15 protein-coding genes and 1 tRNA gene are annotated in these 14,299 nt (G+C 53.4%); 12 read left to right on the forward strand and 4 right to left on the reverse strand.

Annotated features, from left to right (window positions below; translation table 11 throughout):
- The 3 genes from EZM41_RS03105 to EZM41_RS03115 all read left to right on the forward strand — a co-directional run.
- A partial coding sequence (locus EZM41_RS03105) for an EF-Tu C-terminal domain-related protein (protein ID WP_198469532.1) occupies positions 1-85 on the forward strand: 85 nt, incomplete at its 5' end.
- A 20-nt stretch (positions 86-105) separates the two neighbouring features.
- Positions 106-252 (forward strand): 50S ribosomal protein L33, encoded by a 147-nt coding sequence (gene rpmG / locus EZM41_RS03110; protein ID WP_198469419.1) that lies wholly within the window; start codon positions 106-108, stop codon positions 250-252.
- An 18-nt stretch (positions 253-270) separates the two neighbouring features.
- Positions 271-347, forward strand: a tRNA-Trp gene (locus EZM41_RS03115).
- A gap of 318 nt (positions 348-665) precedes the next feature.
- On the opposite strand, the gene EZM41_RS14580 is transcribed toward EZM41_RS03115, so the two are convergent.
- A complete protein-coding gene (locus EZM41_RS14580) occupies positions 666-893 on the reverse strand; it encodes an ImmA/IrrE family metallo-endopeptidase (RefSeq protein ID WP_198469421.1) in 228 nt (75 codons plus the stop codon).
- 94 nt (positions 894-987) lie between these two features.
- Between EZM41_RS14580 and EZM41_RS03125 the strand changes: the two genes are divergently transcribed.
- On the forward strand, positions 988-2,022 hold the full coding sequence (locus tag EZM41_RS03125; protein WP_198469423.1) for an aldo/keto reductase: 1,035 nt from the start codon (positions 988-990) through the stop codon (positions 2,020-2,022).
- A 147-nt stretch (positions 2,023-2,169) separates the two neighbouring features.
- Here EZM41_RS03125 and EZM41_RS03130 read toward each other — a convergent pair whose 3' ends face one another.
- From EZM41_RS03130 to EZM41_RS03140, 3 genes are all read right to left on the reverse strand, one after another.
- Entirely contained in the window at positions 2,170-2,313 is a 144-nt protein-coding gene (locus tag EZM41_RS03130) for a hypothetical protein (RefSeq protein ID WP_198469425.1), read from the reverse strand.
- A gap of 140 nt (positions 2,314-2,453) precedes the next feature.
- Positions 2,454-2,645, reverse strand: a complete 192-nt coding sequence (locus EZM41_RS03135; RefSeq protein ID WP_198469427.1) for a rhodanese-like domain-containing protein — start codon at positions 2,643-2,645, stop codon at positions 2,454-2,456.
- Between the two features lie 56 nt (positions 2,646-2,701).
- Positions 2,702-5,290, reverse strand: coding sequence for a molybdopterin-dependent oxidoreductase (locus EZM41_RS03140; protein WP_198469430.1), 2,589 nt, complete (start codon positions 5,288-5,290; stop codon positions 2,702-2,704).
- Positions 5,291-5,541: 251 nt separating this feature from the next.
- Here EZM41_RS03140 and EZM41_RS03145 point away from each other — a divergent pair, with 251 nt between their 5' ends.
- From EZM41_RS03145 to EZM41_RS03180, 8 genes are all read left to right on the forward strand, one after another.
- Entirely contained in the window at positions 5,542-7,140 is a 1,599-nt protein-coding gene (locus tag EZM41_RS03145; RefSeq protein WP_198469432.1) for an ABC transporter substrate-binding protein, read from the forward strand.
- Positions 7,141-7,162: 22 nt separating this feature from the next.
- Positions 7,163-8,074: an ABC transporter permease subunit gene (locus EZM41_RS03150; protein WP_198469434.1), complete on the forward strand. Its 912-nt coding sequence runs from the start codon at positions 7,163-7,165 to the stop codon at positions 8,072-8,074.
- Positions 8,064-8,957 (forward strand): ABC transporter permease, encoded by an 894-nt coding sequence (locus EZM41_RS03155; protein ID WP_269778847.1) that lies wholly within the window; start codon positions 8,064-8,066, stop codon positions 8,955-8,957. Before EZM41_RS03150 ends, EZM41_RS03155 begins: the two co-directional genes overlap by 11 nt.
- The gene (locus EZM41_RS03160) at positions 8,954-9,934 is read left to right on the forward strand and encodes an ABC transporter ATP-binding protein (RefSeq protein WP_198469436.1); all 981 of its coding nucleotides are present in this window, start codon (positions 8,954-8,956) and stop codon (positions 9,932-9,934) included. The genes EZM41_RS03155 and EZM41_RS03160 overlap by 4 nt, the downstream gene beginning before the upstream one ends.
- A gap of 20 nt (positions 9,935-9,954) precedes the next feature.
- The gene (locus EZM41_RS03165) at positions 9,955-10,914 is read left to right on the forward strand and encodes an ABC transporter ATP-binding protein (RefSeq protein WP_342449220.1); all 960 of its coding nucleotides are present in this window, start codon (positions 9,955-9,957) and stop codon (positions 10,912-10,914) included.
- A gap of 96 nt (positions 10,915-11,010) precedes the next feature.
- Positions 11,011-11,436 carry a hypothetical protein gene (locus tag EZM41_RS03170; protein WP_198469440.1) on the forward strand — a complete coding sequence of 142 codons (426 nt, stop codon included), beginning with the start codon at positions 11,011-11,013 and terminating at the stop codon, positions 11,434-11,436.
- A gap of 258 nt (positions 11,437-11,694) precedes the next feature.
- Positions 11,695-11,988, forward strand: coding sequence for a hypothetical protein (locus EZM41_RS03175; RefSeq protein WP_198469442.1), 294 nt, complete (start codon positions 11,695-11,697; stop codon positions 11,986-11,988).
- Positions 11,989-12,122: 134 nt separating this feature from the next.
- Positions 12,123-14,279 carry a heavy metal translocating P-type ATPase gene (locus EZM41_RS03180; RefSeq protein WP_198469444.1) on the forward strand — a complete coding sequence of 719 codons (2,157 nt, stop codon included), beginning with the start codon at positions 12,123-12,125 and terminating at the stop codon, positions 14,277-14,279.
- Positions 14,280-14,299: the final 20 nt, after the last annotated feature.

Consider the following 14,299-nt stretch of genomic DNA (forward strand, 5'->3'; position numbering starts at 1 on the left):
AGCCCTCGAAGAAGGCTTAAGGTTTGCAGTCAGAGAAGGCGGTCACACCGTAGGTGCTGGTGTGGTAACGAAGATATTGGATTAAATGGACTGGGGTGAATGTGAATGGCAGATATCATAGGGTTGCAGTGTTCTGAGTGCAAGCGGCGCAATTATACAACTACCATCAACAAGAAAAAAAGCAAAAAGCTTGAGAAGAAAAAGTATTGCCCTTGGTGCGGACATCATACCTTGCACAAGGATACGAAATAGAGTAAAATAAATATATACAGGTCCGTAGCTCGAACGGCTAGAGCACCGGACTCCAAATCCGGGGGTTGCAGGTTCGAATCCTGCCGGGCCTGCCAAGTTTAGTTCCCGACCGGCTTTGTGCTGCGTCGGGATTTTTTTATGCTCGATTTAGGAGCGACAGCCTCTTTATTTTTACCATAACTTAAGCTACCCCGAAAATTAACTCCCTCGAATTATAAGTTTCGCCTCCTTCCACTGTGTTTTCTGTTTTTAACTTACGGTTCTTTTGAAGATGCCCCAACGCCTTGATTATATCCTAAAAGACGTCCCGGTTGCATTCAATCATAGCAGGCTGTTTTCTCAGGCTTGCTTCCGACAAATACATTGTCTTTATAGCGCACGCTCGGACACAAAGGCTTAACCATGACCAAGCGTTACGTAGCATACACGCAAGACGATATAAAAGAACAGCATGCGCACGCCTCGCGTTCCTGCCTCGCGTCGCGCGATAGGTCGCCGTTAAACAACTCCGAAAACGATATGGGCCTGTGTTTGAGCACGTAGTGCCCGAGCTCGTGAGCTATGGAAAACCTGCATCGAACGTTTAAGCTGTTTGCGTTGTAGGTTATTGTCGGCGGCGATGGAGGGATGTGCAAAAACATGGCGTCGAAGTTTAAAGGGAGGTATGGATTGACATCTGTAACAAACGGACGCTATACTCCTACAGGGTAAATCGGCATTTGGAGGTGGCATATCGTGGACAAAATCGTCTTAGGGCGGACGGGTCTTGAGGTGTCGCGGATGGGTTTTGGCTGTATACCGATCATGCGCTTGAAAAAAGAGGAAGCGGTGGCTTTGCTTCGCTATGCTTATGACCATGGCGTAACGCTTTTCGACACGGCCAATGCGTATGCCGACAGCGAGGAGAAGGTTGGAGATGCATTTCATGGCATGCGCGACAAAGTAGTCATAGCCACTAAGACCACAAAGCGGGATGCAGCAGGAGCCATGGAACATTTGGAGCTATCTTTGCGGAAGTTGCGCACCGACTATATTGATATATATCAGCTTCACCAGGTATCTAAGGAGAACGAATGGAAGGAGATCACCGGGCCGAACGGAGCAATGGAAGCTATATTGAAGGCTCAAGATGAGGGGAAGATCCGCCACATCGGGTTTACGTCTCATAACCTGAATATTGCGATCAAGATCGCAAAGACGGGGCAGTTTGCCACAGTTCAATTTCCCTTCAACCTTATAGAGAGCGATCCAGAGAAGGAGCTCTTCCCGCTCGCAAGAGAGCTCAACATGGGGATCCTCGCCATGAAACCTCTCGGCGGAGGAGCCTTGGACGACGGGAAGCTGGCTATAAAGTTCATTCTACAGAGTAAAGGTGTCGTCCCGATTCCCGGTTTCGATGCCACTTGGCAGGTTGATCAGGCAATTTCAACCTCGCAGGAAAATCCTGGCGAGTTTACCGGAGAAGAGCTCGACGCTATAGAGCGATATCGAAAGGAACTGGGCAAGGAGTTCTGTCGCCGCTGCGAATACTGCCAACCGTGCCCTCAAGGGGTTGAGATAACCTCTGCCATGCAATACGAGCTCGTGTCCAGAAAGATGCCGCCGGAGACGCTACTTTCCTTCTCCGGCCCGGCTATGGAAACGGTGCAGAATTGTATAGAGTGCGGTACGTGTATAGAGCGCTGTCCCTATAATCTATCCATACCTCAGGTCATAAAGAGAAACTATGATCTCTATAAGAGACACCTTGAGGAAGCTAAACGCAAATAGCGAAATGTGGACCGCGATTGCCGCGGGAAGGATGGAATTGCAAAATAATACAAAAATTCAGGGGTGAGGATTAGAACAAATCCTCACCCCTGAATTTGCTCTTTAACTCAAGGTGTTTTTGTCAACGGGTCAGGGGGGAATGGAGCTCTACTCTTCGCCGCAGCAGCCTGGGCAACCTGCACATCCGTCCAACTGCCTAAAGAGCTCCTCCATAAGCCTCTCTTTTTCCTCTTGCGTCAGTTCAGCTTTCTTTTCTGTTCCTGCCTGAATTTTGTCTTTCTCTTGAGACATCGCTACGACCTCCCTTTCGCTCATGCGAGCGGATAACCGGCCTTCTTCCAGGCGTTTACGCCTCCGGCCATCACTTTTACGTTGAAAAAGCCCAGCTTTTCGTAATTTTCCGCCACACGGGCAGAAGTGGCTTCGCTCCTTCAACCGCAGTAGAAAATGATCTCCTGGTCCTTCTTTAGCTCGGCTTCTTTGGCGCGCAATTCCTTAAGAGACATAGCACCCTCGAGGCGCATGCTCTTGCACCGCTCTTCGTCGCTATAAGCGCATACCAATAGTGCCTTGCCGGATTGCACAGCTTCCCTTGCCGTTTGGGGGTTGATCTTTTCTGCCATTAATCGGCACCTCCCTTGAAACCCTTTTAAATTATACCAAATTAAGTTCGTTTTGGCTACTTCTTTTTTAAAGCTTCAAGGACGGCTTCGGGCGTGATTGGCAAGTGGCGCACTCGCGCTCCGGAGGCAGCGAATATCGCGTTAGCCACAGCCGGGGCCACAGGGGGTAGGCCGGGCTCGCCAAGGCCGCCCATAGGGGCATCGCTCTCCACAAAGCGCACATTCACCTCTGGCGCCTCATGGATCCTCAAGAGGTCGTAATTATCGAAGTTGGAAGTGGCAACTCCGCCACCATCGAACGAGACGGCTTCTTTGAGCGCCGCGGAGAGCCCCATGAGCACGCCTCCCTCTATCTGAGCCCTTGCGATATCGGGATGAACCACCTTGCCACAATCTACTGCGCAGAAGATGCGGTGAACTTTCACCGTTCCCGTTCCCTTATCGACTGAAACCTCCGCGACTTGTGCTACGTGAGTGCCGAAGCAGAAGTGATAAGCAAGCCCGCGCCCCACGCCTTCGGGCAGGGACTTACCCCACCCGCAATCTTCCGCCACCGCCTTGAGAAGCCTCTGGACTCGGTAATTTCCCTCCAAAAGCTCGAGACGAAATTCCAGCGGATCTTTGCCCGATGCGTGAGCCAGCTCATCGACGAAGCACTCCACAGTGAAAGCGTTGTGAGAACTGCCCACCGAACGCCAGAAACCCACCGGCACTGGTGCTTCAAAAGGCACGTAATGCACCCTGAAGTTAGGCACCTGGTAGTCCATATTGACGAGCCCCTCGACAGCCGGCGGGTCGATTTCGCCCGCCATCTCCTGCGGGCGAACGCGGGCATAAATGGAGGGCGCGACTATTTTGTGGTCCCAGGCGATGAGCTTTCCGTCGGCATCCAAGGCCCCTACGGCGGAAGTTGCGTTGACCGGGCGGTAGAAGTCGTTTTTGAAATCTTCCTCCCGTGTCCATATGAGTTTAATCGGCTTCCCGACGAGTTTTGAAATTTCTACCGCCTCGCGGACGAAATCGGCCTCAAGCCTCCTGCCAAAGCCGCCTCCGAGGTAGGTCGTGTGGATAAAAACCTGATCCATTTTGAGCCCTGAGGCTTCGGCAGCTACGATATGAGATAGGCTCTGTGCTTGGGTTGACGCCCATACGTCGCACCTGTCTTCTTTGACGTAAGCCAAGGCGTTCATAGGCTCGAGAGGTACATGCGAGAGATAGGGAAGGATATACGTCGCTTCCACTTTCTTGCGCGCACCGGAGATAGCTTCATCGACAGAGCCTTCGTTCTTAGCGATGACTCCGTTGGACTCAAGATGCTTCATGAGTGCATCGTTTAGGTGATCGTCGTTCCACTGGGGCCAGTTGCCATCGCTCCACTGGACCTCCAAGGCCTTGCGTCCTTTCCATGCCGCCTCGATGGAATCGGCGCATACCGCGATTCCGCTCGTTATCGGCACAACTGATCGCACGCCCGGAATGTCAGCGGCCTTCTTGGGATCGTAAGATGCGGGCTTGGCGCCGTAAGCTGGTGGGCGTACCACCGAAGCGTATAGCATCCCGTCGTGGAAGGAGTCTATGCCGAAACGCGTCCTGCCGTTTACCTTGTCTGGTATGTCTGCGCGAGGAACACCTTTGCCTATAAAGATAAACTCTCCCTCGCCTTTGAGGGTTGGGTCCTGAGGCACCTCAAGGTTAGAAGCTTTTGAGGCGAGTTCGCCAAAAGAGAGCGCGCGTCCCGTTGGCTTGTGAATCACTTTACCGCCAAATGCGTGGCATTCTCCTTCTGGCACCCCCCACGACTGCGCTGCGGCTCTAACGAGCATAGTTCTCGCTGCCGCCGCGAGTTTCCTCAAAGGGACAAAGAGATTTCGAACGGACGTGCTGCCGCCGGTTATCTGCACGCCCCGAACCGGGTCTTTGTAGCTGTCTCCGGCAAGGGCGAACTCCACTCTAACCTTTTCCCACTCGGCGCCTAACTCATCAGCTACTATCATGGGGAGGGAAGTTGCAACGCCTTGTCCCATTTCGGATTTTGGTATGACTACCGTTATAATGCCGTCCGGCGAGATTTTTATCCACGAATCCTTCGTCTTTGCCATCACGGGCACACCACCCGGAGGAGTCGGCAAAAGCCCGATGAAAAGGCTATCCGCCCCGACAGACTTGCTCGAAATAACGCCCTCGGAGAGAGGCAAGTCGCCCTCCGCCGCCCGGCGGATTGCTCGTTTTATGCGCCGGTAAGTGCCGCAGCGGCAGAGCACCCCCCGCATGGACCGCTCTATATCGGCATCGCTCGGGTTCGGGTTTTCCGAAAGGAGAGCCACAGCCTGAACGATCTGTCCTGGTTGACAATATCCGCACTGAGGCACTTGCTCGGCCACCCATGCCCTTTTTATAGGATGGTCCTCGGGGATGCCTTCGATCGTGACGATCTTCTTTCCCTGGGCCTGTTTCACCGGCATCTGGCACGAACGCCTGGCCTTGCCGTCCACGAGCACCGTGCACGTCCCGCATCTGCCTATGCCGCAGCCGTATTTGGTTCCGGTGAGCCCAAGGTGCTCCCTTATGACCCATAAAAGCGGAGTGTCTGGCTCGACGTCCACCTCGTAGGTATCTCCGTTTATCTCCAAACTAACGTTGGCCATAACGACACCTCCTCTTTTTTCTAAAAACGTTTCCTTATAAAAATCATATCACTTTTTGTCTAACTGGGCGACCTTCTATCCCTCATGGTTAATTTGATGCTGAAAGAAAAGCCTCGCCTTGCCATTCCGGGACCGAGCTTTTATAATTGCCCAAATCGGTTGCGAGCGGATGCTTACGGATTAAAATATGCAGGCGATGGCGTACTGACTGTGTTGTCTTCCGTTTTACGTTTAATGAAGGAGGGATAAGAGTGAGATTTTCTAAGTGGCTGTGTGCGGTTGGTGTCGCTTTTATTTGTATCGCCAATGGTGCTGGGACGGCTTTGGCGCAGGGCAGCAAGACACTACGGGTACCGTACTTGGAAGATCCGAAGACTGCGGATTGTCAGACCCAAACGATATCGTATCTCTTACCGTTAAACTGCTTCGACAGGCTGGTGGAATGTATCACCGTAGGACCTGGAGAGTCGAAGATCGTCCCAGGTTTGGCGGAAAGATGGGAGATCTCAGACGACGGCAGGGTCTATACTTTTTATTTAAGGAAAGGGGTCTTCTTTCATCACGGCAAAGAGCTCACAGCGGACGATGTGGTCTATACCTTTGATCGCATGCTCGATCCCGATACCAAGGCTTTGAACACCGACATCCTCGACTGGGTAGAGGGGGCCAAGGAGAGGATGGACGGCAAGGCGATATACACCAAGGGGTTGGAGGCCTTAGACCGCTACACTGTTCAGATAACATTGAGAGGGCCATACGCGCCGTTTTTGGCCGTCATGGCAAGCCCTCAGGCGAGCATTTATAACAGGGAGTTTACCATCAAGTCAGGCAGCAGGTTCGGCCTCACTCCCGAAACGACGTCCGGCACGGGTCCCTTCGTAATGAAAGAGTATGTATTGAACGATCATCTGCTCCTCGTGGCAAACGAGGGTTATTACAGGGGGAGACCTCAGTTGGATGAGATCCTGGTGAGGATAACCCCCGATCCGGAGACGCTCAGGATGCTCTTTGAAGCCGGCGAGATCGACATATTCGACTGCGATTACGCTGTCTCTCAGATACCCTATTTTACGAACCATCCCAGGTGGAAGGATTACGTGGCGAGCAGTCCGAGGGTGGGCATTTATTACTACAGCGTAAATCAGAGGATAAAGCCCTTCGACGACGTGCGCGTTCGCAAGGCGCTTCAGATGGCCATCGACAGGAAACTCATCTTGGATGAGCTGTTTTACGGGAAAGGTCATTTAGAAAACGGCATTATGCCGAGGGGATTGATTTGTCATAATCCGGATCTGCCCGTTATAGAATATGATCCCGAAAAGGCTAAGGCATTATTGGCTCAAGCTGGTTACCCCGATGGGGTGGAGATGGAGATAGCCCAAGTGAGCGGAGCCAGGCAGTGGCTGAGGATAAATGAGGTGGTCCAGGCGATGCTCAGGGAAGCGGGCTTCAAGGCGCATATTCAACAGATGGACGAAGCCGCCTTTTACGCCACGCGCAGCGCTGGTGATCTGCCGTCTTATGTCCAAGTATGGTCTGCTGACTTCAACGACCCCGACAATTTCTTCTATACCTTCTTCGCTCCGAGGAACACTGTCGCTCGCTCGTTTAACTACGAAAGCCAGGAGGTATTCGATGCGCTCGAAAAGGGGCGTTCCCTTTCAAATCAAGGAGAGCGCTGCGAGCTTTACAGAAAGTTGGAGCAAGTGATCGTTCAAAGGGATGCCGCATGGGTGCCGCTCTTCTCCCTGGAACACGTTTACGTCCTCCAGCCTAGGGTCAAAAATTTCGTGGCGCCGTGGAACGGCTGGAGTGATATGTCCTACTACGATATACGTTTGGAGGATTAAAGCATAAAGGGCAATGGAATATGTGGCGAAGAGGCTGTTGGCGACCGTTCCGGTCCTGATAGGCGTTTCGATCCTTATTTTCGTAATGCTCAACATCATACCTGGCGATCCTGTAACCGTAATGATGAAGGAGCGCATAAGCCCGGACGTTGTAGAGAAAGTGAAGGCTCAAATGGGCCTCGATGATCCTTTGATAGTGCGTTACTTTCGCTTCATCGGAGGCGCCCTTCGCGGCGACTTCGGGCTTTCATATAAGCTCAACAGGCCGGTGAGCCAGTTGATCATACAGGCTTTTCCCAACACCCTCGCCCTTGCCCTCGCGGCCGCGCTCGTCTCTTGGCTCATCGGCATTCCCGCGGGGGTCCTTTCGGCCTTGAAGCCGAATACGATTGTAGACAGAGTCTTTATGGGTTTTTCTGTGGCAGGCATCTCCATGCCGATATTTTGGTCTGCCTTGCTCATGCAATATCTCTTTGCCCTCAAACTCGGATGGCTTCCAGTGTCCGGCTTTTACGGAGCCAAATATCTGTTGATGCCGGCCCTGGCGCTCGGATGGAGCGCTGCCGGGATTATAGCGCGACTCTCGCGGTCGAGTCTCTTGGACGTGATGCAGAAAGACTACATCAGAACCGCGAGGGCGAAGGGTTTGAGCGAAGTGCAGGTCATCATCTGTCACGCACTGAAGAACGCCCTTTTGCCGGTAGTCACAGTAATGGCAATTCAGGTAGCGAGCTTCCTCTCCGGCGCGGTTATAACGGAGAGCGTTTTCGGCATACCAGGCTTGGGGAGGCTTGCCATCGACGCGATAAGAACGCGGGACATGCCGCTTCTTGAGGGTTCGGTCTTGTTCGCCACGTTCCTCGTCGTGATGGGCAATGCGGTGGCGGACATTTTGTATTCTACCCTGGATCCGCGGATACGCTATGGCAGGTAAGGGTAGAAATCGCATTCCCTGCGCTTTGAGGCAAAAGGTCCGCGTTGGCCTGTGGCAAGAAACCTTAGCACGTTTCAGGGAAAATTCGATGGCGATGATCGGCTTTTATGTAATCGCTGGCGTCGTCATCGTAGCTTTATTTGCGCCACTGATCTCTTTTCATGATCCATACGAAATAAATTTGCGCCAGCGGCTGCTCCTTCCATCGGGGGTCCACATCCTCGGCACAGATGCCTTCGGCCGAGATCTGTTTTCGCGCATAATATACGGCGCAAGGATATCGCTCCTTGTCGGCCTCGTACCGAGCTTTATATCCATGGGTATAGGCTCTGCAGTCGGCGTAACGAGCGGCTATCTCGGCGGCAAGGTTGATTTTATCCTCATGAGGATTGCAGACATTGTGATAGCCTTTCCGTCCCTCCTTTTGGCGATGGTCGTGATGTATACCCTCGGGGCTGGGCTTTCCAACATATTTATAGCCCTTAGCTTCGTCGGGTGGGCAGAGGCTGCGAGGGTGGTGCGATCGCAGGTGCTGTCGCTCAGAGAACAAGAGTTCGTCGAGGCCGCCAAGGCAATGGGCGTGGGAAGGTGCGCTATCATGGCGAGGCATATATTTCCCAATTGCCTGCCGTCGCTGGTCGTGCTTTTTACGCTCAAGGTGCCCGAGTTTATCTTAGCGGAGGCCAGCCTCTCCTTCTTGGGAGTTGGGGCACAGCCGCCCGTCCCGAGCTGGGGACTGCTTGTGTCGCAGGGGAAAGAGTTCATCTTCTCCGCGCCGTGGGTTGTCGCCTTTCCAGGAGGGGCGATTTTTCTGGTCGCACTGGCCTTCAATTTCATCGGTGACGGCCTCAGAGAGGCTTTGGATCCCTACCTAAAGCGATGATACAAAAGCTGATGTCCGTCGAAGGGCTTGTGGTTCGTTTCTTCACGAGAAAGGGCACGGTGCGCGCCGTAGACGGCGTTTCTTTCGACGTCGACGATGGAAGCATTATCGGCCTGGTCGGTGAGTCCGGCTGCGGCAAGAGCGCCACGGCCCTTTCAATCATGGGCCTTTTGGGTCCGGCAGGAAAAACTATAAGCGGCAGCGTCTACTTCGAGGGCGAAGATCTCTTGAGGCTCTCGCCCAAGGAGGTGCGCCAAATCAGGGGCAAGGAGATATCTATGGTCTTTCAGGAGCCGATGAGTGCGTTAAATCCTGTGCGGTCAGTAGGTGAGCAGGTGGCAGAGCCGCTTAAAATCCATGTCGGTCTGTCCGGCGGCGAGGCGAGACTGCGCGCCATCGAGGTGCTTGAGGAAGTGGGCATACCCGATGCGGCGTCCAGGTATGATCAATACCCCCATCAGTTTTCCGGAGGTATGGGGCAGCGGGCGATGATAGCCATGGCACTCATCTGCGAGCCGAAGCTCCTCATAGCCGATGAGCCCACAACTGCGCTGGATGTCACGATACAGGCTCAGATCATAAGTTTGTTACATTCATTGAGAGAACGCTTGCACATGGCAGTGCTTCTGATAACTCATGATTTCGGCGTAGTCGCAGAGCTTTGCGATGCGGTGAACGTCATGTATGCCGGGGTCATTGTGGAGCAGGGAAATGTCGTAGATATTTTTGACGACCCGCTTCATCCCTATACGCGAGGCCTCCTCCGTTCCATGCCCAGGGCAAAGGGAAAGCAAGGAAAGCTTGAGGCCATCGGCGGCGCTGTGCCGAGTTTAATTGAGCTTCCTCAGGGGTGTCGCTTTCACCCTCGGTGTAAGCATGCGACGGAAAGGTGTCTTAGCGAAGAACCCCCCATCTTTCAAGTGGATGAAGATAGGTTTACGCGCTGCTGGCTCTTCGAAGGCCAGATGAAGTCATGAATGGCCTCCCGCTTTTAAGGGTGCGTAGCTTGAGGAAGAGCTTCCTTAGTAAATCAGGGATCTTTAGACGACGGCGTATAACGGTCCATGCCGTCGATGGAATTGACTTGGATATATATAAAGGCAAGACGTACGCCCTGGTTGGTGAGTCCGGCTGCGGCAAGAGCACGCTCGCCAGGCTTGTTATGCGCCTGGTCGAGCCGACGAGCGGGAACATCTACTACAAGGGTAAAGACTTGCTCTCTGTTTCGGTAAAAGAGATGAACGAGATCCGCAAAAGTATGCAAATAATCTTCCAAAACCCATATGCGTCTTTGGATCCGCGCATGTCGGTGAGGAAAGCCCTTGCAGAACCCTTTAAGGCGCATGGTCTGTGGGACGATGACGAAGAGTCGGAAAGGAAGCTCCTTCATTTGCTCGATCTTGTCGGTTTGGACAGAGAGGCCCTCAACAGATACCCTCATCAATTCAGTGGCGGTCAGCGCCAGCGGATTTGCATAGCGAGGGCTTTAGCTTTAAGGCCTGAGTTTTTGGTTTGCGATGAGCCCCTGTCAGCCTTAGACCTATCCATTCAGGCTCAAATCCTCAACCTGCTGATGGAGCTCCAGGAGCGCTTCGGCTTTACCTATCTTTTCATCACTCACGATCTAAGCGTCGTGAGGCATATCGCCGATCGAGTTTTCGTGATGCTGCTTGGCAAGATCGTGGAGGCCGGTAGCGCAGAGGAGATATTCGATTCGCCGCGTCATCCTTATACGCATCTCCTCCTTTCTGCGGTGCCCGTTCTCGACCCTCGCGCGAGGGGAAGAAGGCGCCTTTCGTCCGTGGGTGAGATCCCGAGCCCGCTCGAAGTTCCTCCGGGTTGCCGATTTCAGACGCGTTGCCCCTTTGCGAAAGAGCTTTGTAGGGTCAAGGAGCCGCTCCTCGATGGCAATGCCCATGCTGTGGCGTGCCATTTCCCCCTCAGTCAAAAGCGCTGAATAGTGTTAAAGTAAAATGAGTAAAATTGACGATACCCATTTCCAACCCCCCGCTATACTTAAAGCTACAAAGAAAAGTTGCGGAGGTGGCTGAAAATGAAGAGAACAGCGGCAGTAGTTGCAACAATAGCCGTGTTGGCGCTGGCTGGTTCTGCATTGGCTTACGCGGGTCCAGGTTGGGGCGGTTACGGCTGCGGTGGTCTTGGTGCTGGTTACGGCTATAGGATGCCTTTTAGCTATGGTGGAGGGTTTGGTTATATGCCCCGCTGGATGGGACGAGGCGCAGGACCTTATGGGAGAGGTTTCGAGACTTCTTCGGAGTTCCGAAGTCAGATGAACGAGCTCTATAGGGCGCAGCTCGAGCTTCAGCTGGCCTTGAGCGATGAGCAGATCGACACCACCAAGGTGAAGCAACTTCACGAGAGGGTGCTTTCGCTCCACGACGAACTGGCCAGAAAGCAGCTCGAGCGATTTTTGGAGTGGCGCTCCAAGAATCTTGAAGAGCAAAAGGACCAGCAGTGAAGCGCCGCTGAAGTGTTTTTGTCGGCTATTTTTAAGAAGAGGCAGGAATTTTTTCCTGCCTCTTCTTTTGTAGATTTGCCTCATAGAGAACTCAGGTGTATTTGCTTTCGAATGGAGTTAGAAAGGCACCTCCAGCTTTTATCCCTGCATAAGCAAGCCCTCCCATGCCACATAGCCCGAGATGGCGTTTGCCTAAAGAGGGCTTATGTGTAACAATAATGTTAAAAATACTGCCGAAGGCGCGAAGGAGGGGGCGAAGTGGAGACAGAAAGTTTTGTTCGCATCGATGGCAACCTGCACTTCATCCAAGGGGACGATCGTGGGGAAAACAAAGAGGGGAAATACCTGCGTTTCGCTCTGAAGCGGGAGTATCAGGATGTCGATGGGAGTCTTCGCCACGATTTTATAATCCTGAGGGCTTACGACAACGCCATAAAAGATTGGATTCTTTCTAAGAGAGAGGGCACACCGGTTTTGGTAGAAGGGGAGCTCCGTTCGTCTCGGGGAAGCGGAGAGGTCTATGTATACGTGAAAGAGATTAGAGAGCGGTGAATCTGAGGCGATAAAAGGTGGCGGGGCAGCCTTGCCGCCTTTTAAATTGTCCGTAAATTTAGGGACGCCTAACTTTTGATAAGCTTTTATTGTATAATGTAACGCGGTTTTTAATTGAGAGGTGAGCAAGTACTATGGAAGAGACAAAAGAAAAGCGAAGCTTTCGCGTGACGGGGATGACCTGTGCCACTTGTGCACGTACCGTTGAACGTGCGCTGAAGAAAGTGAAAGGCGTGGATTTTGCGGCGGTCAACTTAGCCACGGAGACGGCGTTTGTCATCTTGGACGAGGGCGTGCCACAGGAGGTTTTGGAGGAAGCGGTCAAAAATGTGGGATACGGCGTTTCCTATGAAAGAGAAGAAGACTTGGAGGCACGGCGTTACCGAGAAGCGAAGGGAAATCTCATCCTGGCCTGGTGTATCACACTGCCACTCATGGTTTTTATGTTCATCCACATGGCGGGGAGGCATCTGCCCGGTTTTTTATGGATGGAAATCGTAGGCGGGGCGGTCGTGATATTCATCGCCGGCAGGAAGGGCATAAACGGTGCGTGGATCGCCTTGACGCACGGGCATACCAACATGGACGTGCTCATCCTCTTTGGCTCCGTGGCTTCGTGGTTAACGGCGATCCTCGCTTTGTCAGGCATCAACGTAGCCTCCTTCGGCACGATAGGTGCAATGATCGTGGCGCTTCATCTCACCGGGCGTTTTATAGAATCGCACCTGCGCGATAAGGCCTCGAAGGAGATAAAGTCCCTCTTGAGGCTTCAGGCGAAAGAGGCGCGCGTCCTTAGGGAAAACGGAGATGAAATCACGATTCCGCTGGAAGCGGTAAAGGAAGGAGATGTCCTGCTCGTCAAACCTGGCGAGCGCATACCGGCGGACGGGGCAGTGGAGTCAGGTCGTACCTCTGTGGACGAGTCCATGATCAGCGGCGAGTCGCTTCCGGTGAGCAAGACCGAGGGCGATGCTGTGGTGGGAGGCTCCCTCAACCTCACCGGCCTGATTAGGGTCAAGGTGACAAAAGTCGGAGCGGACACTTTTTTGTCCCAGATGATATCGTTGATCCAAGAGGCGCAGGGCGCTAAAATTCCGATTCAGGCGCTGGCAGATCGGGTGACCAACGTCTTCGTTCCTGTTGTGATTGCGCTCGCCTTGGCGAGCGGCGTGTCCTGGTATCTCAATGCAGAAAAATGGGCTTCTTTTTTAGATTGGGCTGGCGGGTTTCTTCCGTGGATTGCCGATGTGAGAGACCCGCTTTCGCTCGGCGTTTTCGCCTTCGTGACCACGGTCGTGATAGCTTGCCCTTGCGCCTTGGGTCTGGCGACGCCGATGGCGCTCGTCGCTGGCACCGGTGCGGCATCCAGGGCCGGTTTGATTATACGCAATGCCGAAGCCATACAGACGAGCAAAGACGTAAGCACGATCATAATGGACAAGACTGGGACGATCACGGAGGGCAAACCCTCGGTCGTAGAGCACAACCTCGATGCCGAGTCGCTCGAGGCTGTCGTTGCCATCGAGCGCAAGTCGAACCATCCGCTCGCCAAGGCGATATCGGCGCTCCTGGATGAGGACATTGGCGAACCTGAAGAGCTGGAAGAAACAAGCGGCGAAGGGATAAAGGGTCGTTGGAAGGGGAAAGAATATTTCGTAGGGCGACCGAGCGACCCAAAGCCCTATTTCGACTTTTTGAGCGAAGGAATGAGCGTTGTGGAGGTGCGCCGTGATGGCGTTATATTGGGCTATATCTCTGTGGCCGATTCCATACGCGAGGATTCGGCAGGCGCTATCGCTCGTTTGAAGGAGATGGGAATAACGCCGGTTATGGCGACGGGCGACGACGAGCGCACAGCTATGGCCGTGGCCCGCAGGGTGGGCATAGATGAAGTCTTCGCCGGCGTGCGTCCTCAGGATAAACTGGATATAGTCAGGCGGTATCAGGCCCAAGGGCGTAAGGTCATGATGGTAGGAGATGGTGCAAACGACGCTGCGGCGCTGAAAGGGGCTGACGTCGGCGTGGCCATAGGTTCAGGTATGGATTTGGCCATTGACAGCGCCGACGTGATCATAGCGAAGGGCGGGATCTCGAAGGTAGTTGATGCGATCGCGATCTCGAGGCGGACGTTTTCAGTGGTGAAGCAGAACCTCTTCTGGGCCTTCGCTTACAACGTGATAGCCATCCCTCTGGCCATGGCGGCGCTTCTGCATCCGGCCATAGCCGAGGGCGCTATGGCAGCCAGTTCTATATCGGTGGTGCTAAACTCCACCAGGGCAGGCAAGCCTTAGGACGTGTATTTCAACCAAGA

It is taken from the genome of Acetomicrobium sp. S15 = DSM 107314, from assembly GCF_016125955.1.
Taxonomy (GTDB): domain Bacteria; phylum Synergistota; class Synergistia; order Synergistales; family Thermosynergistaceae; genus Thermosynergistes; species Thermosynergistes pyruvativorans.

Excerpts from the sequence above, each read along its gene's own strand:
- rpmG (WP_198469419.1), top strand. The coding sequence starts at position 106 with ATGGCAGATATCATAGGGTTGCAGTGTTCTGAGTGCAAGCGGCGCAAT.
- EZM41_RS14580 (WP_198469421.1), bottom strand. The coding sequence starts at position 893 with ATGTTTTTGCACATCCCTCCATCGCCGCCGACAATAACCTACAACGCA.
- EZM41_RS03130 (WP_198469425.1), bottom strand. The coding sequence starts at position 2,313 with ATGTCTCAAGAGAAAGACAAAATTCAGGCAGGAACAGAAAAGAAAGCT.
- EZM41_RS03135 (WP_198469427.1), bottom strand. The coding sequence starts at position 2,645 with ATGGCAGAAAAGATCAACCCCCAAACGGCAAGGGAAGCTGTGCAATCC.
- EZM41_RS03140 (WP_198469430.1), bottom strand. The coding sequence starts at position 5,290 with ATGGCCAACGTTAGTTTGGAGATAAACGGAGATACCTACGAGGTGGAC.
- EZM41_RS03155 (WP_269778847.1), top strand. The coding sequence starts at position 8,064 with ATGGCAGGTAAGGGTAGAAATCGCATTCCCTGCGCTTTGAGGCAAAAG.
- EZM41_RS03160 (WP_198469436.1), top strand. The coding sequence starts at position 8,954 with ATGATACAAAAGCTGATGTCCGTCGAAGGGCTTGTGGTTCGTTTCTTC.
- EZM41_RS03170 (WP_198469440.1), top strand. The coding sequence starts at position 11,011 with ATGAAGAGAACAGCGGCAGTAGTTGCAACAATAGCCGTGTTGGCGCTG.
- EZM41_RS03180 (WP_198469444.1), top strand. The coding sequence starts at position 12,123 with ATGGAAGAGACAAAAGAAAAGCGAAGCTTTCGCGTGACGGGGATGACC.